Origin of the sequence: Novosphingobium sp. PC22D, assembly GCF_002556635.1 — a bacterium.
Lineage (GTDB): Bacteria > Pseudomonadota > Alphaproteobacteria > Sphingomonadales > Sphingomonadaceae > Novosphingobium.
In genome coordinates, this window is the sequence record NZ_MWMO01000018.1 from 1 (window position 1) to 24,364 (window position 24,364).

Here is a 24,364-nt window from a genome sequence, read left to right on the forward strand (position 1 = left end):
CGTCGTCTTCATTCCCGTACCAATCCATCAGCTCGGGAGTAGCTTAGCATCCTGTCCAAGAAACCGGCACCACCTCTGGTGGAGAAGAAGGCCGTGACGCCTTGCTCAAACAGTTGGGCGACATGGATTACCGCATCGGCAAACAGGGAGAATATGCCAATTCCTACATCGACCGCATTGAGAAGCTGTTGACCGGCGGGGCGATCATTCAGACTTCAGATGACGTGAAGATCAGGGCCGCGCAGCGCGCCATCGATAAGCTCTGCCCGTTTCACAAAAACAAGAATAGCATGGCGGATGCCGTGTTGTTGGAAATCTATCGCGACATGTTGGCTGGCAGAGGCGACGAAGAACACCTCGCCCTCGTGACCCACAATAAGCACGACTTTTCGGACATGCACGGGGATGAGCGAGCGCCGCATCCCGATATCGGCGACCTATTCGCGACGGAGGGTTCCACATATGCCCTCGCCCTCGGGGAGGTGCTGAACGCCTATGCTCCTGACTGGATGGAAGAACTGAAGTGGGAGTTTGAGTATGAGGAAAAGCCACGCAGCTTGAGCCAGATATTGGAGGCGGAACACATGCTTTTCCGGCAGATCTGGTACAACCGCCATCTCAATCTGATGGACCGCGTCGAGAGTGGCGAGATTGAGATCGTCGACGAGTTGGGCAAGACCGAGAAGGGCTATTACCGCCAAGACCAGATCACGCGCGGCACTTTGGAGACCGCGCTGGCTGCTGGCGAGCGGACTAGAAAAGAGATTGGCGAAGAGAACCTCGGCCCTTGGGACGATTTCGAGTGGGGGATGCTCAACGGCAAGCTGAGCGCATTGCGCTGGGTCACTGGCAGCGAATGGGACTTCCTGGATACCTAGTAGCGTGTCAGCGCCCAATCGCTTCGATTGCTAAGGCAATCTGCATAACGTGAACGGACGGCTGGTTTCAGCGATCGACTCTGGCTGGATGAACGGCAGCAATTCAGGCGTGCCCTGCCTCAAATCCGCAAAGAATGTTCTTGCTTTGTTCATTCTCGTCAGTATGTAGGAAGCCTTCCTATTTCCTGTCGTCAAGGCACAACCATGACCGACGTTCGATCAACCCTGGACCGGCTCATCAGGGAACGAGGCTGCAACTACGCCTCGATCTCGCGCCTGCTCGGCCGAAACGCTGCCTACATTCAGCAGTTCATCCGCCGCGGCAGCCCGCGTACGCTGGATCAGCGTGACTGCGAACTGCTCTCGCGCTTCTTTGGCGTCGATCCTTCCATTCTGGGAGGCTCCGAACAGCAATCCCGGATCCAGTCAGACCTCGTCCAGGTTCCGGTGCTCGACGTCGAAGCTTCCGCCGGCCACGGCTCGATAGCTGACCACGAGGCTAGATGCTCGCACTTCGGGTTCGAGGAACGCTGGCTGCGGCAGATGACGGCCAGCAAGGCCAACAACCTGTCGATCATCCGGGTTCTGGGCGATTCCATGGAGCCGACGCTGAGCGACGGCGATGATGTCATGGTCGACCAGGCCGATGGTCACGCGCGGCTTCGCGACGGTATCTATGTGCTGCGCATGGACGATGCGCTCAACGTCAAACGGATTGCGATCGAGCCGCAAGGCCGGCGGATTTCAGTGGTGAGTGACAACAAGGCTTATCCCAGCTGGCGCGGGCTTGAGCGGCGTTCGGTCGATGTGGTCGGTCGCGTCCTGTGGTTCGGACGCCAGCTTCAATAGCCATGATGTTTACATTTCTAGTCGCGGTAGCGGTCATACAAGAAGGCCAGGTCTTTACCTGCACACCGATCCGCGTCTGGGATGGTGATGGTCCTATCTGGTGCGCGGAAGGTCCCCACGTACGGTTATCCGGGATCGCCGCGCGAGAAATCGATGGCGCCTGCCGCGACTACCAGCCCTGCCCCAGGGCGAGCGCCGAGGCCGCGCGTGATGCGCTCGTTGCAATCCTGGGAGGGCCCAGGGGGCGAGCCGAAACCGGACACGTCCTCGTCAATGGACCACGACTTCGCTGCGTCTCGACCGGGCCTGCCAAGGGCAACCGCACGGGCGCCTGGTGCACGCTGCCCGGGGGACAGGACCTCTCCTGCATGATGGTGAGAAGCGGCACTGTCCTCAAATGGCGGCGCTTCTGGGGCCAGCATCGATGCGGCAAGTGAACCGCCGCAAGAGTGACAGCCGCGTCTGACAGGCAAAATGCACCCGGATCAGATGCCAATCTCGAACGGCTTGACGATCGTACGCTCGCGCTCGGGAAGCGGCCGCTCGTGGCCTTGCCCCAGCCCCCTGGCGAGGCCGCTCGCCGCCGCCTCACGCAGCAGCCCGACGGTTTCGAGCGCCGATCGCTTCATCCCGGGATTGCGCTCGACTACCTTTTCCAGCTTCTGGGCGTTGTCGACGTAAAGCGTGAGTCCATCGCGCAGGCGCGTGATCGTGACGAGAAAGGTCTGCTGGTTTGCAAGGTTGCGCTCGCGGCTGTCCATGACCGCAATGCCGCGATCCGAGGTGAGCCCTTGCGCCATGTGCGCGTTGAGTGCGTAAGCGAGATCAAGGCGCCTCAGCATGGGATCCCCCGCTTCGAGCTGCTGCTCGATCCCGAGCGAGGTGCGAATGAGCACCTTCCCGCCCTCGATCCGCAAGACTTGCGCCCGGTCAGCATTGAGCAGACCGCGATCGTGGTCGGTCGAGGTCCAGCGAATCCGGTCGCCTTCATGGATTTCGAGGGGCTTGATCTCGTAGACGCGCAGCGGATCGCGGTTTTTCTGCGTTCGCATCCGAGCGGGCCGAAATTCGCGTTCCTTGCCTCTCCTGTCCACGAGCCGGACGATCCCGGAAGCCGGATCGCTCGCGGCGACGGTTTGGAGGCCTCTCTGCAGCCCTTGTGCACGCAGTTGCCTGTCGAACTCGACAACCGTTCCGACCGCGTAACTCTTCGCGTATCGCAGCTCTTCATGCGTCAGGTTGACTTGTGCGAGCGTTTCGAGCTTGAGCGGGTTGGTACCCAGTTCGCCGTTCGCTTTGAGACCTGTCTGAACTGCGGCATTGACTTCGCTCCGCAGCTTTCGCCCTGAGGCGTAGATCGCCGTCGTTTCACGTTCGGCAGGCGAGAGACTGAGCCATGCCGCTGCAGCCTCTACCGCCGCGCCATTTTCGACCTCGACCACATTCGATCCAAGGAACCGCAGCGCTTCCTCGATGTGACCGCCCTGCGCGGCTGACTGCGCTGAGCGCAGCGCATCGTTGCGGGCACGCAGATTGCGGTTCATCGTGGCGGTCTCGACGCCCGCCTTCTGCATCACATCGAAGGGTTTACCGGCATCCACGGCCCCGAGCTGCTTGCGATCGCCGATGCTGGCAAACCGCCCCAGCTCAAGGGTATTGGCGATCCGGACCAGCTTCTCCTTGTCGGCATTGCCGACCGTAGAGGCTTCATCGAGAAGGACGATGGTGCCGCGCATGTCCGCCCGGGCCTTGGCGAGCGCAGCCTTGTCCGATCCATCGAGCAAGGGCGCGTACTGCTTGAGAAAACGCGCCACCGTCATCGCGGGGATGCCGGTATCGCGCTCGAGCATCTGGACGAGCGTGTTCTGCACTGCGAGCCCGAGCACGGCACCTCCCTCCTCGCGCGCAATGTCGGCGACGGGCTTCAGCACCGTGCTCTTGCCGGCTCCTGCGACCCCCTGGATCGCAACGATCCGGTTGCTGGTCGCGAGAAGCAGGCGTCCTGCCGCTTCCTGTCCGGGGTTCAAGGAGAGACCATAACGAATCTGCGAGAGCGCCTGCAGACGCTCACCGGCGATGTCGGGAGCCAGGAGGGGGCGGACCGCCCCTCGGCCGGTCTCGACCGCTTCGAAGATGCCGCGTTCACTGGCCAGCGCATCGGGCGTGGTCACGAGATCGCGGTCGGCTCCCCTGCCCCGCTCCAGCAAACCCTGCTTGAGCAGTTCGTCGACGCGCTTCTCGACCTCCGGCAATGCCGTCGGGAGCCCGAAATCGAGCGCGGCTTTGTAGATCGCCGTGCGCGCGAACGCGGCTTCTCGCTCGCCCAGATGGCGGATGGCCGAGGCGACAGCATGCACCGCCGCAATCGCTTCGGGAGAACGCCGTCCCATGTCGGGCGGCACCAGAAGATCACCTTGCGAAAGACCCAGGCGTTCCATCAGCGCGCTTCCCAGCGCGCGAGCGCGCGTCCCAAGTTCCTGCGTCAGGCTGCGCACCGCTGGTTGTTCGCCAAATCGATCCGCGGCGCGCGCATTGGCGCGCGCGATCACGCTTCCGGGATCGAAACCAAATCCTTTGGCCATGTCGCGCCACGTCGCGGCCAGGGCATCACGATCTTCAACACGCCCCTTGTCCGCGCGGGTCATGAGGTTTGCGGTCATGCGCGCTTCGAGGCTGCGCGAATGCATGGTCTCGAGCTTCTCGAGGATTTCGGCGCGGCGCGAACTGAAGGCGTCGCGCACGTCCCTCGGCACGCCCGCCGCCTCGAAATTGCCGTGCTTGCCAAACTCGGCGATCTCATAACCCAGGCGTTCGACCGACAGCCGAAAGCAGGCCATGGTCACGGCGTTGAGGAGCGTATTGTGCTCCCAGAGCTTGTCGTTGCGCAGCGCGCGCCATTTGCCGTCGCGGCCCCTCGTGGCATTGGCGACGACGGCATGGATGTGGGCGTTGGGCTCCTGATTGCGGTTGGTGTCGTGCTGGAAGAGGCCGGCGATCAGATTGCCGGTGCGTACTGCCTTCTCCTTACCGCGCACCTCCATGCGGGTTTCCGCAAGGTTTTTCTCCGCCCATGATAGCGTCTCGCGCACGGCATCCTTGTAAGCTTCGAGAATACGATGATCTCCGCCGACCAGCGCCAGGATCGACCAGCTCTTGGGCATCGAGAATGTGAGGTCGGTACCGGCCCGGTGCGCCCTGCCCTCGGCTCCAACCCGGCTCCCATCGGGGAGCCAGCCCTTCAACACGGCTTCGAACTGACGCGCGTTGATCCGGCCCCTGAGGCCCTGCAAGGTTGCCCCCTTGCCAAACCATTCGCCCGAGCGGTCGGCATCGGCGCGCGTGTAGTAGTTGTCGGCGGCAAAGTAGTTCGCAGCGCCGCCCGCAGTGCGGACATTGGCTACCGAAAGCATGGGCCCGGCTGCCTGTCATTGCCACGAACCCCGCCGATCATGGCTCGATCTCGAAGTCGCCGAGATCGCGGACGGCTTCGTCCCGATCGGCCTGCTCGGGCAAACCATCCTCGAAGAGCATGCGGCGCTGTGCAACGCGTCGGGGATCGCGCTCGCAGGGCTGCTCGCCCGGACTTGACTTCGGCAGATCGGAGCGCCTGGCAAGTTGTGCCTCGCGGACCTGTTCCTCGCCCTTGGGGTTAGCAGAAGCCTTTCCTGGTTCGCGTGGCGCAAGCGGCGGCCGGTCAGGTTTGCCAGTAGCATTCTCCTCCACATGCCTGAAATCGTCAGTGTGCCCTGAGGCCTTCGGGTCAGCCATCCGCGTGTCCTTTGGATGGATATCGTCCGCGCGCCCCTGACCCTCAATCTCTGTCTGTTCGGCCTTCCCAGGACGGGCCTTGTGAAGGTCGAATTCGGCCTGCTTCGGGACCGTCGGCTTGCCCACGCCATCGTCGTTCGAAGCCGGATGTGCATTGCCCTCGACGGGCCTCGCAGGATCGGAGGCCTCTTCGGCACCCGGGATGTCAGCGGCACGGGCTGAAGGCCGGTCCTGCGCGCGCCCGATAAAGGGCTCGGCCAGTTTCGGCCTCGACACTGGCGTCAGCCGGATCGGTGCGGCGGGGAAGCCATCGGGGAACTTGATGTAGCCCCGAAGCCGCGAGAGGTTCATCAACTGGTCGGGCAAGAGCAGCGGCTCGATGTGCTTGCGCGGGGTGAGGCTCACGGCATCGCGCGCGTTGTTGAACCCGTAGGTATAACCCTCTTCCATATCACGGACCTGGCGGTGCCCGATGAAGTCGGAGCACCAGGTGGCGGTCTCGCGATCGGCGGTTCCCAGAATGAGCTTGGTGCGGGCAAGCGAGGACAAGGTCATCGCCATGTTCTCGCCGTAGACTTCCTTGAGCTTGGCATAGGCATGGATCCCGGTGACGATTGCGCCGCCATAGTTTCGGGCGGTCTGCAGCCCCTTCTCGAGTGCGGGCAGGCGATGAAGAGCGCCCAGTTCATCGATGAAGAACCAGAGGCGCAGTTCGCTCGAACGGTCGAGCGCCATGAGCGTATTCATCGCGGTATCGAGCCAGAGCGTGAGCAGCTGCGAGCACACGCTCATGTCGACGTAGCGCGCCGAGATGAATACGAACGATCCGGCGGTTTCGTCACCCTCGGCGATCCAGTCTCGCATCGAGAAGGTCCGGCCCTCGCGTGACAAGAGCTTGAGGGCCTTGGCGTTCACGTTGAATACCGCGCGGATCGATTCTGCCATGCGCGCCGCCTCGGGCGCGGTCAGCGGATCGGCGATCGTCCCGCGCATCATGGCGTGGACCTTGGCTAGATCGGCAGTCATCAGCTGGTCGGCGAGTGCGGCATTCGAACCCTGTCCTTGCGCGACGAGCTTGAGGCAGAATTCGACGAAGAGCGCGCGCGCGGCGATGACCCAGAACTGGGCTTCACCGCCTCCATCATGGGGCACGAGCGCCTCGGCCGCCGACCAGAATTCGCCCTCAGTCCGGCAGTCGGCAAAGAGGCTCCAGACAGGGCAGCGGGCATCGAGCGGGTTCAGTATGACATCGCGCGATGCGTCGAAGAAGTGCTCGATATAGGCGCCTGTCAGATCGAAGATCACGCAGCGCTGCCCGCGCGCCCGTGCTTCCTCGACCATCTCGCCCATCGCGACGGTCTTGCCCATGCCGGTGGTCCCGATGAGCATCGCGTGGCTCTGCTCGAGCCGCCAGGGATAGGCAACGCCGGCCAGATGCGAGGGCCGGTAGGGAAGGACGCGGGTAAGTTCCGAAGGTGCGGTCAGTCGCCAGCGCCAGCCCAGCGCGGCGTCGCGTTCGCGGTCGCGCTCCTCGCGGTTATAGGCCGCGATTTCCTGGGCGAGCTCGGGGAGCGTGACAAGCTGCGCGCCGCGCTCATGTTTGCGCGCCTTCGACTTGCTGCCGAACCTTGCCGCGAACCAGTAGAACAATGCGAAAGCCGGAACGAGTCCGAGCGAAGCGCGCCACAGGGCCGATGCGAGAATGGCGGTCAGGTGGTCCCAGGCACGCAGCACCGGGGGATACTTGTGGACGATCGCGATCGGCATCTCGATCGAGCCGCCGAGCGCCGTGCGGATCGCCACCAGCTTTTCGGGATCGAACTCCATGAAGGTGTAGGTCCCGGCATAGATCCGCATCCAGGCAAGGTAGGTTTCATGGTCGGAAAGCTGCGAGGAGATCATCCACCACGACGTCCAGGACAGGACCACGAGCGCGATGATGACGGGCCCCTTGAGCCCTGCGGCGAACATGAAGCCGAAGTGCCCCAGGAGCTGGCTGCCGCGGGTGAAATTGACGAGGTTGCGCTTCATGCTTCGTCTCCCTCGCCGGGCACCGAGACGATGCCGAGTTCGCGACACTTGCGCGCATAAGCCTGGTGCGAACGCCCCCGCAGGTCGGGGTCGGGATGCCCCGCCAGGAGTGCGTCCACGCCGATCATGACGAAGACCATTTGCCGGGACGTGCGGCGCACCATCCGGTCCCGTTCCGCGGTGCCGGACCCATCGAGACTGTCGAGGATCAGCGTACGAATACGCTCGCTGAGAGATACGCCATGCGATGCGCAATGCGCGCGCAATCGCGCGGCGAGATCGGGGGAAACACGAACCTGAAGACTGATCGACCGCGCCATGACGCGGACTCCTTGTGGTTGCGGAGCCCGGTTACACGCTGCGAAAGGCGAAACAGACAATGCATGAATATGCAGAACAAGTCAAGAACAAGAAGACTGGCGCATTCCTGCGCCCTTCCCCGCCCTTGTCATGCAGCGGCAAGACAATTCAGCGCTGTAGCCACTTTGCAGCACATTGCGACATCAGGCAAAAATCGCCATTTTCACGTTTCATATCAGCTATTTGAAACTTGCGACCCGTCGCGTACGGTGTGCTCTTCCGTCCCCTGCTTAGATGGTAGGTTCCAGTGTCATGACCAGCACGGGATCGGCGGTTTTGAAGTCCCAAAACCAAGGGATGAATACCATGCCGCTCGATTGCCGATTGTGTTAAAGATCGATCGAGTCCGCCAGCAGGAAGAATGGTGTCGCGGGCACCCCACCAGGAGCATGGCTATGGCAGATGTAACACTGAGCGCGACGCCCAAAGGCAACGGTTTCCAGGCAACCGTTACCTATTCGAGTGGCGTGTCGATCAGTTCGGCAGAAGCCTTTCCGACGAAGGCCGAGGCCATTTCAGCAGCGGCCATGAAGGTGCTCGACATGCCCGATCGGCTGGAGGAATTCGATGCGTCTAACGCCGAGGACTGATGCTGCAGGGAATGCTCGCGCGAAACCTACGGGAGCGACAATACGGGACCCGAGCAAAAAGAAAGGAGGAAGCCCTGACGGACTTCCTCCTTGTGTGTGGCATCAGAATTCATCGCTCAGCTTTCCGGGCACTGTGTCGATGACCCGGTCCAGCATGGCCTTGGGCAGTGCGCCATAATCGCCCTCATCGACCGCGATGTAACCTGCCTCACCATCGGTCAGGACATATTGGGTGAAGTAGCTGTGAAGGGACCGGGCATGGGCCTTGTCGAGTGCGGCAACGAAAGCTGCCTGATCTGCCTGGAATGAACCCTGCGCGATGTTCAGTGAAGCGTACATGATCTTTCCTCCTGATGTTCGATGCGTCGCATCAGGAGCTGCGAGGATGTGGGTGACGGGCCGGGTCAGGGACCGCGCATAGCGCGGCCGCGAAGCGGCGATGGGGGAAACGATTTTTGCCGGGCTTGCCCGGTAAAAATGGTGGGGCCCCGCCGTCCTTGACGCGGCCCCAAAGCCCGCATCACACTTGGACTTTCTGCGAGAGAGACCTCTCCAACGTCAGCGTGAAAAGCACTGGCATCGCGGCAAAAACCGTTTTCCTACATGGCCCCATGCTGGCACTGTCGCGCGTGGAGGGGACCAACGGCCAGCGAAAGGACAATCTGATGGCCAGGTCCAAACCGAGCGCGCGTAATGCGCTCAAGAAACTGCGTGAACAGCGCGACGAACTCGATGCACAGGAGGCCAGGCTCCGAGATGAAGCAGCCGGCGAACTGGGCAAGGTTCTTCTCGAATGCGGAGCCGAGACTATCGAACCTGCGCAATTGAAGCAGCTCATCCGCGCATCTCTCACCATCGGGATCGACGATGCTCTCAAGCGGCTCTCCCCCGCCTGACACTTCAACTGCGGCGGGGTGTGGGCTCGATGCCCCGCCCCGCCGTCCAAGCAGCGAGCACAAAAAAGGCCCCGATGGCGCGAACCATCGGAGCCTTGTCATATGCGGGAGGAACTCAGTCCTCGTCGATGTCGGGCGCACCCTCATTGTTCGACGCCCGGCCTTTGGTGAGGAAGTCCACCTTGTCGGCGATGATCTCGCAGCCGTAGCGCTTGGTGCCGTCCTGGTCTTCCCACTGCGTATAGTGGATGCGCCCCTCGACCGTCACGAGCTGGCCCCTGGTGCAGTACTTGGCGACGTTCTGGCCGAGACCGTTGAAGCAGGTCACGCGGTGGAATTCGCTGTCCTTGGCGGTGTAGCCGTTTTCGTCCTTGTAGGTCTTGCCGTCCTTGCGGGCGGGACGGTCGGTGACGACCGAGATCGAGGTGATGCTGGTGCCGCCCTGGGTAGTGCGGGTTTCGGGGTCGCGAGCGATGCGGCCAACGAGGATAACGAGATTGGTCATGGTCTTTCTCCTGATCGAGCATTCCGGGTCCATCCCGGCTGCAAACCCGACTAGGAAGCGGCCACGGCGAAGCGCACCGAAGGGAAACCTCGATCTGGTTCGGGTGGTGCGGGCAGCCGGGCGCAGCCCGGCAACTCGGCCGGACCTGATCGGGGTTGCGCGTCTCGACGGGGATGCTTCAGGAAAGGTTTGCTTACAGGCCGGGTTGGTCCCGAGTGCATTGCACAGGCCAAGCCATGACTTTTCGTACTATCGGGATGCGACGTGCCCCCTGACTTCGCCTGCCTCGAAGGCGACCTCATATCTCGACTACGAAAGCTCCTCCCGAAGCCGACGAATGACGTCCTGAAAACGCGCCGCCAGCACCAGTCTCCACAGTGCCTAGCGGCATAGGCTCGTCCAGACGATGTCCGCGCAGCATCCAGTCTTGGGGGGTGATTAGGCGCCCCCAATCCGCAAAGGAAGGAATCGTACCCAAGTCCTCGCGGACGTGCTGCTCGCCTACAAGGCGAACGGGCACGACACGGCTGTCGGCGTTGACGATGGTAGAACCGAACAGCGTTTCGAGCATGAAGATGCCTTCGGCATGATGCCGAAGGGCCCGGTGCCGCGGATCAGCAAAGATCGTCTTCGACTGGTCAAACCATTGGTGGAGCGGCAGGTAATCTTCCACCACCCCTCCCCATTTCCGGACCGACGATAGGGCGTGATAGTAGCAATGAGCCATCGCACCTCTCCTAGAGATCAGTCGAATGGTCGTCGGTCGCCGTGTAACGCAGCTGGCAGTCCAGAACGAAACTCGGCGTAGCCACGTCGATGACCAGTTCGCCGCAGGCACCATCATTGATTTCCCATCCGGGATGATGGCGTTCGAGAGCAAGGTAAGTCAGTTGCTCGAGGGTGGAATTGAGGCTCTGGTCGCCGCCTTCTCCAGCACAGTCGATCGTCACTTCGGGACACGGAACACTCGCCCCGACGGCGTCAGAGAAGACGCATTCTTCGACTGCACCGCTGTCGCCGCACCCATCGAAACGGATTTCTACGCGGGCAATTTCGGCATTGCGCAGCGGGGCAATGATAGCTGCCTTGAGCCGTTGGATTTCACTTTGTGCCTGCGCCGCGCGCTCGGCCTGGCGGACAGCAAAATCCGCCATGATCGCCTGAAAATCAGTCATCAGATTTCTCCTGCAATGTGGGGGCAAGGACAGATCGTCTTGCCCACGAGAACAGGCGAATTCTTTCCTCTAAAGGGCTGCGCCAGCGCCGATGGCGCTGGCGCGATGCCGGACGCATCAGTCGGTATCCTGAGCCGCGCGCTTGGGAGAAGTTCCAAGCGGACCGCGGCGATCGACGACGGTAATCCGACGGGATTTGGCTTCGATGACGAGGCGCTCCAGGACCCCGTTTCCGGGAAAGGCGACGACATAACGGGGGTCGAGCGAGAGCATACGCTCGTTGCGCTTGAAGCCTGCGCGCGCGCCCAGGCGCATGTCGAGGGAGAAGCTGATTTGCGGGATGTTGCGTCGTTCCGCCCAAGAAGATGCCAGACGGTCAACGCCCTTGGTATCACCGCCGTGGACAAGAACCATGTCAGGAACCCGGTCGTGAACCTTGTCCAGAGTAGCCCAGACGTTGTTGGCGAAAGTGAGAGCGTCCTGCTCGTTTGGATGGCGTGTGCGGCCACCGGCAAAGATCACCGGCGTACCTTCTGGCATGGCGGCGCGGCGCTTGGCTTCGGACCGGGCTCGGACGAACTCGCGGCCCTCCACAAGCGCGGAAGTCAGCATGGCGCTGTGATTGAAGCGCGAACTCGACACGGGCTTCCACGAGGAGCCAAACTCGTTGAGATAGAGGCCAGCGGCCACTTCGCGCATCTCTTCGAGAGCGAGCATAGCCCCTTCGGCACACTGCGCACGCTCAACCTGGGTCTCGAGTTCATGGGTGTGAATTTCGGATCCATCTGCAGTGGCGACGAGCGCTCGGACTTCGTCGGTTGCGCGGTCGACGGCGGTCGATTTGCGGGTCGCGGAACGGTGGAAGATGTTGACGAACGCCCAGCCGAGGTCCTCGGCATCGGCCTCCAGCGCAGTCCCCGTGACCATTGCAAAGAGATCGGACCAAACCGCTTCGAGAGTCTGGACGACCGCCTCGTGGACCGGAAAGTCATTGGTGGAAACAGGGGCAGGACCAATCGAAAAACCGGAAAGATCGAGGCCGGCAAGTTGGTCAGAAAATGATGAGTGCATGGGTATTGTCCTCCTGACTGGCGTGAGGCTGACGCTCCCGCTCATGGCTGCGCCAGCGAGAGCCCGTCAGGGCCAGCTTGAGGCAGTCTCCGCACCCGACAGGGGAAACCCGCTTGGGCAGGCTGGCGCGGGCAGGCCAACGGCCCACAGGGCCGGGCCAACTCGGGCCTGCGCAAGCCGGGTTGCGGCAGACTGGCGGCTGGCCCAGGGCCTTTCTCGCATGGCTTCAGGCCATGAGTGCTAAAGCAAGTTTCGTTAGGGAGGACAGGCACCTCGCCACGATCAAAGTGACTGGCGCATTCAGGCCACCCGTTTTGCGTAGACGCCCTCACCGTTCGACATGTGACCGAGGCAGACGAAGTCGCCGAACAACGCTTCAAAGCGCGAGGCGATCTGGGACAGCCAGCGCTGTGCTCTGGGCGATCTGGCCGTGCGCCAATCGGCATCCCAATAGGCGCCATCGTCACGCTCGACAATCCACACCGCAACCAGGCCGGCGTAAACCGACACGCCGAAATCTGCATAGGCATTGCGCATGAGGATGCGGTCTTCGCGGCCCCGCCAACCGTCGTGGGCGATCAGGGAAGGGAATACCTGCCCTGCGCGCTCGCGCAGATCTTCGCGGAGCCACTCATATTCGAAGTCCCAGTCGTCGTCGTCTTCAACTTCGAGCACGGTGAAGGCCACAACGGCCCCGCTGGGGCAACTGACTGATCGGCCCATGACACCCTCCTTCAGGCGGCCAATGCAGCGTCGGCAGACGCTTCGTCGGCATCATCGGCAGAGGCACGTCCTCCGAGTTTGAGCAGAAGCCTTGATGCTTCCTCCGCCTTTGCGGCAGCGGTGAGAATGGCACGGTCATCCTGCTTCAGGAGCTTGAGCCAGTGCTCGATATAGCTCGCATGGCTATCCAAGTGTGTGACTGGCAGACCGAGTTCAGCGCCAAGCATAGCGCTCGAAAGTTCGGCAATGAGTTCCTCGGCAGCGTAAGCTGCAGAACCAAAGCGATTCTTGAGATTACGGTCGAGGCGGCTGGCATGGCCGGTCCAATGCGACAGCTCGTGCGCGAGCGTCGCGTAATAGTGGTCGAAGCCCGAGAAGAGATGCGCGGGCGGCATTGTCACCCGGTCAGCTACCGGCTCATAATAGGCTTCGTCGCCCTGATGACGCAGGACGGCCGGAATATTGGCAAAGAATGAGTCGAGTTCAGCCTGACGGCCCTCGGGTTCCACCACCTCAAGCGTCGCGGCGGGATGGAAACGTTCCGGAAGACCTTCGACCTGATCGGCATTGAAAACCGGATAGGCCTTCAACACGCGACGACTTTCGTCAGTTTTTTCGCCGGTGTCGGGGGCTTCGACTTCCTTGGTGTAGCTCTTGTAGAATATGGCGATGGTGGATTTTTCGCCCTTGCGCACCTGTGCGCCCAGTTCTTTGGCCTGATTGTAGGTCATCCAGAACGGCGAGGCGTAACCGCACATATCGGCAACCATCCAGAGCCAGAATACATTCATGCCGCGATAAGGGACGCCGCACGCCCGCAATGGACGCGAGACTGGCACACCGCGCCATGGCTTGATCCACGGCTTCGTGCCGGACTCGAGGCGGGCGATGATTTCTTGGGTGATACGGGTCGCAGGCGACACTCCGCCGCTTTGTCCCTTGCGATAGGCCATGTTGGATCTCCTGAAATGGCCTGACGACAGTTCCGTCGGTCAGTGCCGGAGATCCCGGAGCCCCCTCCGCTCTCTTTCCATGAAGGAAGCGGCCCCCCGGCATGTGCCGGAGGACCGCTTCACGGTGGCGAGTAGCCGTTCCTGTCAGGAGGAGGTCAGGCGGCCAACTCGCTCGGGGGTTGATTGTCGTCGTTGGCGACGAAATCCGCGTTGGGACTTTGCGCTTCGTTATCGGCAGGAATTTCCGGCAGGTCGGCAAAGCGCATGACCTCGGGCACCCAGGCGAGGGCCCTTTCCCGAACTTCGACCTCGGTGATGTAGGTCCCCGCGAAGACGCGCTCGGCGCTCATCGCGAGATCGCCCTTTTTCACCGATGCGAAGCGCGAGGACAGTTCCAGGCCGCCGACATCGGTGAGCGCATCGAGGATGACCTGCTTCGAGACGCGGTCGAAGTAGTTTGCCGCGGTCGGACGCCACCATTGCGCCATATCGATGCCGATCGCGCTGCCCAGATGATCCTGGAACGCGATTTGGCGTTCGCCTGCCATGTTGAGGCTCGCCTCGAGCGTGCGAGCGACGACAAAGCCGAGCCATGCTGCGCGGCTTTCATCAGCGAGTGCCCGAAACATCTTGAAGCGCGACGAAGCGTCTTCGCCAGATCGCCAGCTCTCATCGAGACCAGAGCGCAGGTCCGCAAGGGATGCGCTTGCCGGCGCATCCTTCGCTTCGAACCCGACAATCGGACCCGCAGGGACGCCGCCACGCAGGGTCGTGGCCGCGCGTGACCGCCAGTCGTGGGTGTCGGCATCCGCGAGGGTGAAGACCATGATGTCGAGCGAAAGGCCGGGATCCGATGCCACGTGGAGCGCGAGCACGTCACGACGTTGCATCGCAAGTTCGTCGATCAGACGCTTGGAAAGCGCTGCACGGCGTTTGCCATCACTGTCGACACTGGCCACGACTTCGACGACATCGTCGTCACCAACGACTTCGATATCGCGCTCGCCGTAGAACACCGGCTGGAGGACCGGTGTCCCGTCGCGCGAGAGAACGAGGATCATTCCGGCATTGGCCTTCAGTTCGGGCGCCAGCTCCGGGGGCTTTGCCCGAATGTCCTGGCATTCGCGCTCGATCGCTTCGATCGTCGCCTCGGCCGCAGCAATTGCTTCTTCTGCGCTGTCTTCATCCTCGAGAATGGCCGCATGATCGTCGTAGGAAGCATCGAGTTCGTCAAGGCGGGCCAGTTCGGCGTCAGTCAACGGAGCCGGCTCGGCCGGAAGGCGAATGAGGCCTTCCACAAGATCGTGACTGGCATAGGCGTCAAGCGTCGGCTTAACCCAGGCAAGGCCCTGCTCTGCTGCGAGCGCCTTGGCGCGTTTCTCCATCTCCTCCGAGGCGAGGGTTTCGAGAAGCGCGACATCAACCCAGGACTCGCTGTCATCGTCGTCGAATAGTTCGCGTTCGATCCGGCCACCTGCAGCGGTATATGCGTCGCGACCGACAAGACGGGCCCGAGCATCGCTACCGCGAACCGTGCCGGAGAGCACCATGCGCCGGATGCTGTCGGCGCTGGGCGCATAATAGCCCGAGGACGCCTGTTCATAGACGCGAGCCTGAATCTCCTGGTCGGAGGTCGCGCCGAAAGCTTTGGCGAGATCGAGAGTGATTTCACCGGATGCCAGAGCATCGAAGACGACAGGCGCAAGGGTCGCGAGACGCAGCCGGCCTTCGACGAAGCGGACCGTCAGTCCGAACCTGCGCGCGACATCTTCCGTCGAGGCGCCTGCCTCGATCAGGGCAGCGAACGCCTGCGCTTCGTCGGCGGGGTTCATCGCGAGGCGATGGAAGTTCTCGGCCAGGCTCGTTTCGACTGCGATTTCCGCATCGTCCTCAAGCACGAGGCAGGTAACCTCGTAGCCCTTCGGCAGGACTCTCTCTTCGGCAAGCGCCAGCAAGGCGCAGCGGCGGCGCTCTCCGGCTTCGACCTCGAATTTGCCACGAGCCGCAGGCCGAACGATGAGGTTCTGCAACAGCCCATGGGCTGCAATGCTCGCTTTCAGTTCGGAATCTGCAGCTGGGTCACCGTGGCGGCGCACATTGCGAGGAGACTGGACCAACTTGGTCAACGGGATCGACTTGATCATGGGACATACTCCTGATTGCGAGCACAGGCATCGACCATCGACGCTCCTTCGGCTCAGTCAGAAGCAAGCCCCCTTCCCTCTCTCTTCACCGTGGCCGGTCAGACAGGTGACGTTCTGCGGCCAAACGAAATTATGGAAGAAGGGAACACGGCCCAAGGATCGAACCGATGCTGTTGCATCACGGAAACTACCTTCCCCATGGCAAGCCAAACGAATTGTATTGGTTCGCATTTTGTTCTACTGGATGGATGATCAATCGACAGGCGGCGAAAAAGCATGGCAAACCAGAAGTTCTTCGAAGAGAGGACTGATCAATCCGAGGTCAAAGCCCGCATCGTGAACAAGTACTTCTCTACTTGGGCACAGGTCGTCATGCCCACGGTTGCGAAGCGCGGCGGAAAGATCGCTTACATGGACCTTTATGCCGGCCCAGGCCGCTACAAGGATGGTGCGGCGGCGACGCCCCTTCTCGTATTGCAAACGGCCATCAATCATCCGCTAATGTCACAAATGCTCACCGCCTATTTCAACGACGCAGATGGTGACAAAACTTCGACGCTCCAAACAGAAATCGATAGCCTCCCGGGTCTAGAAAAACTCAAATATAAACCCGTCGTGACTTGTGGTGAGGTAGATGATGATGCCGCGACGTATTTTAACGAAACGCGCCTCGTCCCTTCGTTCTCGTTTGTCGATCCTTTCGGTTACAAAGGCCTCTCTCTTAGGATTGTCCAGGGCGTCATCAAAGATTGGGGTTGCGATTGTGTATTCTTCTTCAATTACAATCGGATCAATGCGGGGATCAACAATCCCGGCGTAAAAAAGCATATGGATGCGCTGTTCGGAGAAGAGCGCGCGGACACGCTTCGCGCGAGGCTCCCCGGTTTAACGCCGGAATTGCGAGAGGCTGCCATTCTCGAAGAGCTGGCCAATGAGATTCAGTCGCTTGGTGGCAAGTATGTGCTGCCCTTCACATTCCGTAACAGCGAAGGCACGCGCACATCTCATAAGCTGATTTTCGTCTCAAAGCACTTCAAGGGCTATGAGATTATGAAGGACATTATGGCGGCTGAGAGCTCAACTCTCGACGAAGGTGTCCCGTCGCTCACATATTCACCTGCTGATGCGTCGATGCCGCTTTTGTTTTCGCTGGTCCAACCCATGTCTAAGCTGAAAGAGATGCTGCTGGAAGATTTCGCGGGACAAACCCTGTCACTCACGGAAATCTATGAGCGACACAGCGTAGGCAAGCCATACATCAAAAGGAATTACCGCGAGGCGCTTAGTGCGCTTGAAGCCGCAGAGAGGGTCTCGGCGTATTCGACTAAAGGGAAGCGTCGCAAGGATACCTACCCCGACCATGTGAAGGTCCAGTTCAAGGAAGGGTGCTGAGCATGGCGACGAATTCATCAATCGAATGGACAGAGGCGACATGGAACCCCGTCGCAGGCTGCAATGTGGTCTCGCCTGGCTGCACTAATTGCTATGCCATGCGGATGGCGCGACGGCTCGAAGCCATGGGCCAGCCCAAGTACGCAGGCACCACCAGAATGTCTGGTGGACGACCGAAGTGGAACGGCGTTGTGCGGATTGACGAGGAAAGCTTTAGGCTGCCCGCCACATGGCGCACGGGCCGCATGATTTTCGTGAACTCAATGTCCGACTTGTTTCATGAGGCCGTGCCCGTGAAATTTGTGCAGCGCGTGTTCGAAACCATGAGGGCAACTCCACAGCACACCTATCAAATCCTTACCAAGCGCGCGGAACGGCTCGAAGAGCTCGCTCGTAAGCTGGACTGGCCAGCAAATGTATGGATGGGTGTAAGCGTTGAAAATGCAGACTACCTTTATCGCATCGACCACCTGCGCCGCACAAAAGCGGCCATCAAATTTTTGAGCTTAGAGCCCCTGCTTGGGCCGCTTGAGAACATGAACCTCCAGGGAATCGATTGGGTTATTGCAGGCGGCGAAAGCGGGCCAGGTGCAAGACCGATGAACCCTAGCTGGGTGCGATCGATTCGCGACCAGTGCCAGAGCGCTGGTGTGGCCTTCCATTTCAAGCAATGGGGCGGCGTCAACAAGAAGAAGGCTGGTCGAATGCTTGACGGCCAAACTTGGGATGAATTTCCCAAGGAGCCGCTGCGTAGCGAGGCGGCATTGGCGGCGGCTTTCGTCTAGGATCGATCAAAAATCCATGTTGGCGTAGCGATCGTTCAAGTGCACTTGATAATCGGCATAGCTCTCCATGGCGTCGACTGAAGCCATGGCGCGTGCATAGTCGCCGTTAACGACCTTGGTCAGGTTGAGAGGCAGACCAAAGTCCTGAATGTGTATCTTTGCGGGCTCGAGTGAGCCTGACCAAAGATGATCGATAAAATCCCGGATAAGTGCGATAGCCTCAGCGGCCACGAAATCGACACCCTGTCCAAACTTCAAAGCGGCACGGTCACGCGGATGAGGCAGAAGCATCGGTACAGCCCCAGCCTTCGAGTGGAAGTGGAACGCCTCGCCGTCTTTCCCGAACGCCCCGTGGGCAACGAAGTTTCGAAGCTGACGCCGGACTATGGCCAGCTGATCGTAAAATTGTTTTGTGGTGGGGTCGGTGATATCCAGCGCTGCTTTGAACTTTTCGGCCCATTCCGCCTTTGCGAGCTTGGTGACATCCTCCCCTGTCGCGCAGTTACCGCGAAGGATGGCGATGTGGATGAAGACATGCTCAGTCCAGCTAAAGAAGCATTCGATGGCAGAGAGCCCCAGCCATTTGGCCTCCCGATTGAGCTCGACTGCCGGAAAGGCTACCGTATAGCTCATATCGCTAAGATGGTTGACAATCCGCTCGTCCTTCCGGCCCTCCGCTTGCTGTTGCCTGTCGTCATAAAGATCGAGGTAGAAATTTAGCCGTTCGAACAGATCGGGCGAGCGGTTGACGACATTGAGTTGGGAGGCCTTTGCTGCCTGCTCAGCCCTCCAATCGAAATAAGGCTGCGCCGCTTTGGTGGCCTTGTGGATCAATCTGACAATTTCGGCAGCCGCTTCTTCGTCTTCTGGAACATTGGCAGCGAAGACGCCCAATCCAAATTTGCGGTGTTCCACAAGGAAGGGCCGCCCATCATATTCCACCGGGACTGACCAGGCTACCTTTTCGAACTGACCTAGATTCGTGAAACCCAGCAAGTCGACAAGAAGAAAGTAGACCAGATAATATGGTGGCAGCGTCCGCCCGGCATCGGTGCGCTTTGCGTTGAAGAGAAATCCCTTCGGCGCTCGCATGCTGAAATCTGCTGGTTCTAGTGGAGAAATCGCCTTCTGGGCGCGGGTTCGGACAGTTTCGATTTGCTCGCTGTTCAATGTTGCCCACCTTTCAGGTAGATACCACTCGAAACACGGCACCTGTTCCCGCATTTCGAACTAGGTCGACCCCCGTACCATCCCAGTGATAGTCTAGGTGACGCCCTTGAATAGGGTCTGACGCGCGGTCGGGGTAAAACAGCCCAACACATTCGCCGTTCTGATGCCGGATGCTCGGATAGACCAGACCTTCCGCGCCATTCGCCCTGAGCGTTGCAGCGAGGCTTTGCGATGCGACATAGCTGTCGGGATCAAGCGCAGGATCCTCTGGCTCAATGCCCCTGAGATCACGAAGGTCGGCGTTTACTGACAATACGATTTCACGGAACTGCGAGATCCAACCTGGCGCTTCGGCAGTGCGAGTCATGAAGCGGGCATGATGATGGATTGTTTCGAACAGCGCTGTTTCGAATGTATCCCCCGCGTATAGCACGCCGTAGGTCCCATCGGTGAAGCGACTTGGCCGGTCCGTGCTAACATGCGTGAACGGCGCCATCAGATAGGATGCGCCATTTCCGCCTACCCGGCGATCAGCCGGCACCAGATCGAGATTGCCGATCGTCGCCATAATGCGAGGATTGGTTTTTTGCTCGGCGGAGATCAGCAGCGGCCAATCTGCAGGGTCTGCGATGTCTTCGAACAGGTCAATCGGTGGAAAGGCACTGCGGATAATCCGTACAGCACCTTTCCACTCGACCTGGGCAACCGGAATCTCCTTGGGATCAATCACCAGGCACCACGTTCGGCATCAAGATAGCGACGCACCCGCATGATATCAGTCAGCTCGCCGCCAAGCATGACGTCGAGCGCACTCACTCCGGCAAAGGCGGCGTTACCTGCCTTGATCCAGGCGTAGCCACGTTGGGCTTCGGAAAAAATGATCCTCAGCGCCTTGTGGATACCCATCAGGTTGGAGAGCCGCGCCGCACCATCACGCGAGACACGGCCCGGCCCCTCAGCCTTCCATCGCCGGTAGGAGCGAACCGGCATGTCGAGCAAAGTCGCTGCCTGCTCGTCGGTGAGTTCCCATTTCCCAAACAGGTTCAGCACGGCGCGGAACATCGCCGCTGCTTCCTCCTGAGTTATAGGATCGGGCCGGAAGGCATCGGGGACGGTATCAACGGGTTGCAGTGCCAACATGAGCATTCTCCATATGGCAGTATATATCACATTGAATGCCATTTGGCAAGATAACAATCTCATCCCACAAGTCGCGCCAAGACCGATACTGCGCTCGTCGTCGGGACGAAAAGTCGCGTTTGATAGCGTATGATCTCGGTGAAACACCCATGTGCCTTGTACCAGTCTAGGCGAGACGCCGACCAACCAGTCAGTTCGAGCCGCTGCGCGCCGTTGACGAGGCTGCGCTTGAGCGTGAGCGCTTCGCGGCTTTTGATTTGCATCGGCCGCCCGGTCCCGTTCACCGCATCGACGATTTGCTCTGCCGAAAAGGCATGTTCGTCTTCAAGCCCAAGCGCCTGGCATAGTTCGGGCACGCAATGGAGCGGAACCTCCCGGCCTAACAGCGAGCGTCCGTCTCGCGCCGAAATCCGGCTGACGCGAACATAGTCGGAAGGGAGTTTGTCCCACACCGGGAGCAACAGGCCGGTTGCAAGATGCAGTCGCTCACGCTTGTGATTTGAGGCGGCGTCATCGACCTCCGCCTGCCAGAGGCGCTGAAATTCGGTTGGATCCACTGTTTCCCAGTTGCTCTCCTCGAGTTGATCGGCAGTGATGTGTCCGTGCTTCAAGGGACGAACTAGCTCGAAGCGGGCCACACGCATACCTTCGTCGGTGAGCAGACTGCGAGCCGGGACAAGCAACCCGATCCGGCCTGAGCGCGCATTACGCAGAAGTTGCTGACGCGCACCTGACAAGCCGTAGAGCTCGTCGAGGCGTTCGAGACGCAAAGGCTTAAGCGCGCGGGCGATCTCGAGTTCGAGGAGATGCGTAGTCGCACCCGACAGCGCATCGGTGCGCAGTAGCGTGTCGGTCAGCACCTCGTAATGCTCTACCGCAATAGTCTCGACCCCAATGTCGAGCGTGCCGGCCTGGCGTGCTGCATCGATCCGCGCTTCGACGAGGCCGAGAAACTCGTCAAATATGCCGTTTTGCAAAGCAATCGGCAACGCGAGGATGCGATTGAGCCAGCGCTGGATTGTTGGCAGGTCATCGACCATCCCGCCGTCGGGCCCTTCGACCCTGAGCCCGCTCAATTCCTCAAACCGAGAAAGCGTAACGGCTTCCAGCTTGCCTGCGAACAACAGGCCGAACCAGCGATGAAGCGCCTCCTTGGCGTAGGTGCTCTCAAGATTATCGGCAGGATCGAAGAGGTTCTGCCCACCTGTCTGGCGCTGCCCTCGGGTCAGTGCCCCGAGACTGTCGAGCCGACGTGCAATGGTCGATATAAACCGACGTTCGCCACGCACGTCGGTGGTCACCGGGCGGAACAATGGGGCCGACGCCTGATTGGTGCGGTTGGTACGGCCAAGGCCCTGAATTGCGGCATCGGCCCGCCAACCCTGTAGCGCGACGATCTGGGTGAGAAGGTGGCGACGATCAGGATGAGAAGCGCTGACCGCGACGGTGCTGTATTGGTGTGTCTGATTGTCGCTGACAAGGGCTATGTGTCGGGTTGATTGTCGGGGAGCGACACGCCGGTATTTTTGATTGTCGCGACCTTGGCGGGACGCCCCGCGCCATGCTGTTTTCGATCGATGGCTGCGCGCCGGCGATAACTTTCAACGTTCATCTCGAAGATGGTGGCATGGTGAACGAGGCGGTCGACGGCGGCGAGCGTCATGGCGGGATCGGGGAAGACGCGGTTCCACTCGCCGAACGGCTGATTGGCGGTAATGAGCAGCGAGCGTCGTTCGTACCGCGTGCTGATCAGTTCGAACAGGACCGAGGTTTCCGCCTGGTCCCTGGCGACATAGGCAAGGTCGTCGAGGATCAGCAGATCGAACCGGTCGAGGCGATTGATCGCGTTTTCCAGTGCAAGCTCGCGGCGCGCGACCTGCAGCTTTTGAACGAGGTCCGATGTCCGGGTGAACAGGACGCGCCAGCCCTTTTCAACGAGCGCGAGCCCGATCGCCGACGACAGATGCGATTTGCCCCCGCCGGGTGGGCCGAACAGGATGAGGTTCGCGCCCTTTTCAAGCCAGCCATCGCCGGCGCAGATCGCCATGACCTGCGCTTTCGATATCATCGGCACCGCATCGAAGTCGAACGCGTCGAGCGTCTTGCCAGGCAGTAATTTCGCCTCGGCAAGATGGCGCTCGATCCGGCGCCGGTCGCGTTCGGCGATCTCAAGTTCGGTGATCGCGCTCAGGAACCGCGCCGCCGGCCATCCTTCCTTATCGGACCGTTCGGCGAACGTCGGCCAGAGTTGCTTGATTGTCGGCAGCCGCAGCTCATTCAGCATCAGCGTCAGCTTCGTGGCGTCGATGCTCATGCCATTTCCTCCGCGCGAGCGTCGAGCAGCGCTTCATAGGCGGAGAGCGGGGCAAGCTCGACCACCACTTCGGGCAGTGACGCGGGATCGGGCGCGAACCGCCCACGCAAGGCCGCCATGTCCGGCATGCCTCTCGGCGTCGCCAGCAGCGATTCCAGCACAGCGGCAAGTTCGGCTTCGCAGGCCCGCTCATGCGCGAGGCTGAGCAGGTCGACCATCGTCCGGCACGCCATGCGCTCGGCAAGCCGCTCGAGCAGCCGATCGAACATGCGTCGATAGGCCTCGCGCGGGAAGAGCTGGTCGCGGTAGACAAGGTTCAGAAGCGCCATTGGTTTGCGCCGGAGCGCGTGGATGACGTGGCGATAATCGACGACATGACCATGCTTCCCGCTGGCGTCAGCGCGGCCGCGCTGCAGGGTGAACAGCGGCGTGCCGCCGAGGAAGAGGTCGAGCCGGTCATCATAAAGCCGCACCCTGAGCCGGTGACCGATCAGCCGCGACGGCACGGTGTAGAACACCTTGCGCAGCGTAAACCCGCCCGAGGAGGTCACCATGACGAGCACCTCCTCATAATCGCTGGTTCGCATGCTCGGCAGCGGCTGGAGCACCGCCCGCTCGGCATCGATCCGCTTCGTACAGCGCGCATTCTTGCGGGCGACGAGCTCGTCGATGAAGCGCCGATATCCCGGCAGATCGTCGAAGGCCGCCGATCCGCGCATCAAAAGCGCATCGCGCACCGCCGCCTTCAGATGACCATGCGCGCTCTCGATCGTACCATTTTCATGCGCGATGCCGCGGTTATTGCGGGTCGGCTCCATCCGGTAATGGCGGCACAAGGCGTCGTAGCGCCGGGTCAGATCCTCGCGCGCCGATGCATCCAGATTGCGGAACGCCGCCGACAGGCTGTCGCTGCGATGCTCGCGAGGCGCTCCGCCCAGCGCCCACAGCGCATTCTGAAGCCCCTCCGCCAACGCGACATAGCTCTCGCCGCCCAGGATCACATGGGCATGTTCGAACCCCGAACAGGAAAGCCGGAAGTGATACAGCCGGTGGTCGAGCTTCACCCCCGCCACTCGAACGCCCAGGTCTGCCATGTCGGTAAAATCCGACAGCCCCATCCGTCCAGGCTCATGCACCTGGCGGAAGATCACGTCGCGATCCGGTCCCCGCAGCGCCCGCCAACTGCGGATCCGGCGTTCCATCGTCCGCCGCACCCCGTCGGGAAGCTCGGGATGACGGCGCTGCAGCTCCTCGAACACCGCAACCGCCCGGATCCCCGGCGCCGCCTCCAGCAACGGCACGATCTCCTCGTCGAAGATCCCCGCCAGCGGATCAGGACGCCGGCGGCCGCGCGGCGCCTTCTTCTGCGAGGGAAGCCGCATATCCGCCTCCAGCCTATAGGCCGTCGCCGTGCTGAACGCAGCGCACGCCGCCGCACTGCGCGGCGACATCGTCTGTCTCATCTTCATATATAATCTCACCTGATGATCGTTGATGTGGCTCCCAGGCACCGCTTCTCCCCTTCCAAGGGAAGGCAGGCCTGGCAGATCGCGATCACCATCACGCCCTTCCCGGAAAGAAAGACGCTTGCGTCGGTGTGTCTGCCGCTCCTCGGGGCTA

Annotated in this window: 24 protein-coding genes; 7 read left to right on the forward strand and 17 right to left on the reverse strand. The window is 61.0% G+C overall.

What is annotated here, in order from left to right:
- Nucleotides 1-122 precede the first annotated feature (122 nt).
- The 3 genes from B2G71_RS20000 (at nucleotide 123) to B2G71_RS24605 (ending at nucleotide 2,164) form a co-directional block, all read left to right on the forward strand.
- Nucleotides 123-878 carry a PIN domain-containing protein gene (locus B2G71_RS20000; RefSeq protein WP_098108447.1) on the forward strand — a complete coding sequence of 252 codons (756 nt, stop codon included), beginning with the start codon at nucleotides 123-125 and terminating at the stop codon, nucleotides 876-878.
- Nucleotides 879-1,082: 204 nt separating this feature from the next.
- The gene (locus tag B2G71_RS20005; RefSeq protein ID WP_098108448.1) at nucleotides 1,083-1,727 is read left to right on the forward strand and encodes a S24 family peptidase; all 645 of its coding nucleotides are present in this window, start codon (nucleotides 1,083-1,085) and stop codon (nucleotides 1,725-1,727) included.
- Nucleotides 1,728-1,729: 2 nt separating this feature from the next.
- Nucleotides 1,730-2,164 (forward strand): hypothetical protein, encoded by a 435-nt coding sequence (locus B2G71_RS24605; RefSeq protein ID WP_098108449.1) that lies wholly within the window; start codon nucleotides 1,730-1,732, stop codon nucleotides 2,162-2,164.
- Nucleotides 2,165-2,212: 48 nt separating this feature from the next.
- On the opposite strand, the gene mobF is transcribed toward B2G71_RS24605, so the two are convergent.
- Genes mobF through B2G71_RS20025 form a run of 3 tightly spaced genes read right to left on the reverse strand, consistent with a single transcriptional unit; the run spans nucleotide 2,213 to nucleotide 7,846 of the window.
- Nucleotides 2,213-5,137, reverse strand: a complete 2,925-nt coding sequence (mobF, locus tag B2G71_RS20015) for a MobF family relaxase (RefSeq protein ID WP_098108450.1) — start codon at nucleotides 5,135-5,137, stop codon at nucleotides 2,213-2,215.
- 37 nt (nucleotides 5,138-5,174) lie between these two features.
- Nucleotides 5,175-7,526, reverse strand: coding sequence for a type IV secretion system DNA-binding domain-containing protein (locus B2G71_RS20020; RefSeq protein ID WP_098108451.1), 2,352 nt, complete (start codon nucleotides 7,524-7,526; stop codon nucleotides 5,175-5,177).
- Entirely contained in the window at nucleotides 7,523-7,846 is a 324-nt protein-coding gene (locus B2G71_RS20025; RefSeq protein WP_098108452.1) for a hypothetical protein, read from the reverse strand. The genes B2G71_RS20020 and B2G71_RS20025 overlap by 4 nt, the downstream gene beginning before the upstream one ends.
- A 435-nt stretch (nucleotides 7,847-8,281) precedes the next feature.
- Between B2G71_RS20025 and B2G71_RS20030 the strand changes: the two genes are divergently transcribed.
- A complete protein-coding gene (locus B2G71_RS20030) occupies nucleotides 8,282-8,476 on the forward strand; it encodes a hypothetical protein (protein ID WP_054729007.1) in 195 nt (64 codons plus the stop codon).
- 102 nt (nucleotides 8,477-8,578) lie between these two features.
- Here B2G71_RS20030 and B2G71_RS20035 read toward each other — a convergent pair whose 3' ends face one another.
- Nucleotides 8,579-8,815, reverse strand: coding sequence for a hypothetical protein (locus B2G71_RS20035; protein WP_013832744.1), 237 nt, complete (start codon nucleotides 8,813-8,815; stop codon nucleotides 8,579-8,581).
- 272 nt (nucleotides 8,816-9,087) lie between these two features.
- Here B2G71_RS20035 and B2G71_RS20040 point away from each other — a divergent pair, with 272 nt between their 5' ends.
- Nucleotides 9,088-9,372, forward strand: coding sequence for a DUF6437 family protein (locus B2G71_RS20040; RefSeq protein ID WP_239987412.1), 285 nt, complete (start codon nucleotides 9,088-9,090; stop codon nucleotides 9,370-9,372).
- Nucleotides 9,373-9,487: 115 nt separating this feature from the next.
- Here the strand turns inward: B2G71_RS20040 and B2G71_RS20045 are convergent, their stop codons facing one another.
- The 7 genes from B2G71_RS20045 to B2G71_RS20075 form a co-directional block, all read right to left on the reverse strand.
- A complete protein-coding gene (locus B2G71_RS20045) occupies nucleotides 9,488-9,877 on the reverse strand; it encodes a single-stranded DNA-binding protein (protein ID WP_098108513.1) in 390 nt (129 codons plus the stop codon).
- Between the two features lie 298 nt (nucleotides 9,878-10,175).
- Complete coding sequence (locus tag B2G71_RS20050; RefSeq protein ID WP_098108453.1) at nucleotides 10,176-10,604, reverse strand: hypothetical protein; 429 nt, start codon at nucleotides 10,602-10,604, stop codon at nucleotides 10,176-10,178.
- 10 nt (nucleotides 10,605-10,614) lie between these two features.
- Nucleotides 10,615-11,052: a DUF6878 family protein gene (locus B2G71_RS20055; RefSeq protein ID WP_098108454.1), complete on the reverse strand. Its 438-nt coding sequence runs from the start codon at nucleotides 11,050-11,052 to the stop codon at nucleotides 10,615-10,617.
- A 117-nt stretch (nucleotides 11,053-11,169) separates the two neighbouring features.
- Nucleotides 11,170-12,123: a DUF2493 domain-containing protein gene (locus B2G71_RS20060; protein ID WP_098108455.1), complete on the reverse strand. Its 954-nt coding sequence runs from the start codon at nucleotides 12,121-12,123 to the stop codon at nucleotides 11,170-11,172.
- 300 nt (nucleotides 12,124-12,423) lie between these two features.
- Nucleotides 12,424-12,846, reverse strand: coding sequence for a hypothetical protein (locus B2G71_RS20065; protein WP_098108456.1), 423 nt, complete (start codon nucleotides 12,844-12,846; stop codon nucleotides 12,424-12,426).
- An 11-nt stretch (nucleotides 12,847-12,857) separates the two neighbouring features.
- On the reverse strand, nucleotides 12,858-13,799 hold the full coding sequence (locus B2G71_RS20070) for a zincin-like metallopeptidase domain-containing protein (RefSeq protein WP_098108457.1): 942 nt from the start codon (nucleotides 13,797-13,799) through the stop codon (nucleotides 12,858-12,860).
- Between the two features lie 155 nt (nucleotides 13,800-13,954).
- Nucleotides 13,955-15,943 carry a ParB/RepB/Spo0J family partition protein gene (locus tag B2G71_RS20075; RefSeq protein ID WP_054725404.1) on the reverse strand — a complete coding sequence of 663 codons (1,989 nt, stop codon included), beginning with the start codon at nucleotides 15,941-15,943 and terminating at the stop codon, nucleotides 13,955-13,957.
- A gap of 276 nt (nucleotides 15,944-16,219) precedes the next feature.
- Between B2G71_RS20075 and B2G71_RS20080 the strand changes: the two genes are divergently transcribed.
- Together B2G71_RS20080 and B2G71_RS20085 are read left to right on the forward strand one after the other, a co-directional pair.
- Entirely contained in the window at nucleotides 16,220-17,335 is a 1,116-nt protein-coding gene (locus tag B2G71_RS20080) for a three-Cys-motif partner protein TcmP (protein WP_098108458.1), read from the forward strand.
- Between the two features lie 2 nt (nucleotides 17,336-17,337).
- Nucleotides 17,338-18,120 carry a phage Gp37/Gp68 family protein gene (locus B2G71_RS20085; protein WP_098108459.1) on the forward strand — a complete coding sequence of 261 codons (783 nt, stop codon included), beginning with the start codon at nucleotides 17,338-17,340 and terminating at the stop codon, nucleotides 18,118-18,120.
- Between the two features lie 6 nt (nucleotides 18,121-18,126).
- Here the strand turns inward: B2G71_RS20085 and B2G71_RS20090 are convergent, their stop codons facing one another.
- From B2G71_RS20090 to istA, 6 genes are read right to left on the reverse strand one after another with little or no spacing between them, the layout of a single operon-like run.
- Nucleotides 18,127-19,290 (reverse strand): hypothetical protein, encoded by a 1,164-nt coding sequence (locus B2G71_RS20090; protein ID WP_054725397.1) that lies wholly within the window; start codon nucleotides 19,288-19,290, stop codon nucleotides 18,127-18,129.
- A 13-nt stretch (nucleotides 19,291-19,303) separates the two neighbouring features.
- Complete coding sequence (locus B2G71_RS20095; protein WP_098108460.1) at nucleotides 19,304-20,020, reverse strand: RES family NAD+ phosphorylase; 717 nt, start codon at nucleotides 20,018-20,020, stop codon at nucleotides 19,304-19,306.
- Nucleotides 20,017-20,430, reverse strand: a complete 414-nt coding sequence (locus tag B2G71_RS20100; protein WP_054733039.1) for an MbcA/ParS/Xre antitoxin family protein — start codon at nucleotides 20,428-20,430, stop codon at nucleotides 20,017-20,019. Before B2G71_RS20100 ends, B2G71_RS20095 begins: the two co-directional genes overlap by 4 nt.
- 59 nt (nucleotides 20,431-20,489) lie before the next feature.
- Entirely contained in the window at nucleotides 20,490-21,917 is a 1,428-nt protein-coding gene (locus B2G71_RS20105) for a strawberry notch C-terminal domain-containing protein (protein ID WP_240530258.1), read from the reverse strand.
- Entirely contained in the window at nucleotides 21,914-22,744 is an 831-nt protein-coding gene (gene istB / locus B2G71_RS20110; protein ID WP_098108461.1) for an IS21-like element helper ATPase IstB, read from the reverse strand. Before istB ends, B2G71_RS20105 begins: the two co-directional genes overlap by 4 nt.
- On the reverse strand, nucleotides 22,741-24,213 hold the full coding sequence (gene istA, locus B2G71_RS20115; protein ID WP_240530251.1) for an IS21 family transposase: 1,473 nt from the start codon (nucleotides 24,211-24,213) through the stop codon (nucleotides 22,741-22,743). The genes istB and istA overlap by 4 nt, the downstream gene beginning before the upstream one ends.
- Between the last annotated feature and the right edge of the window lie 151 nt (nucleotides 24,214-24,364).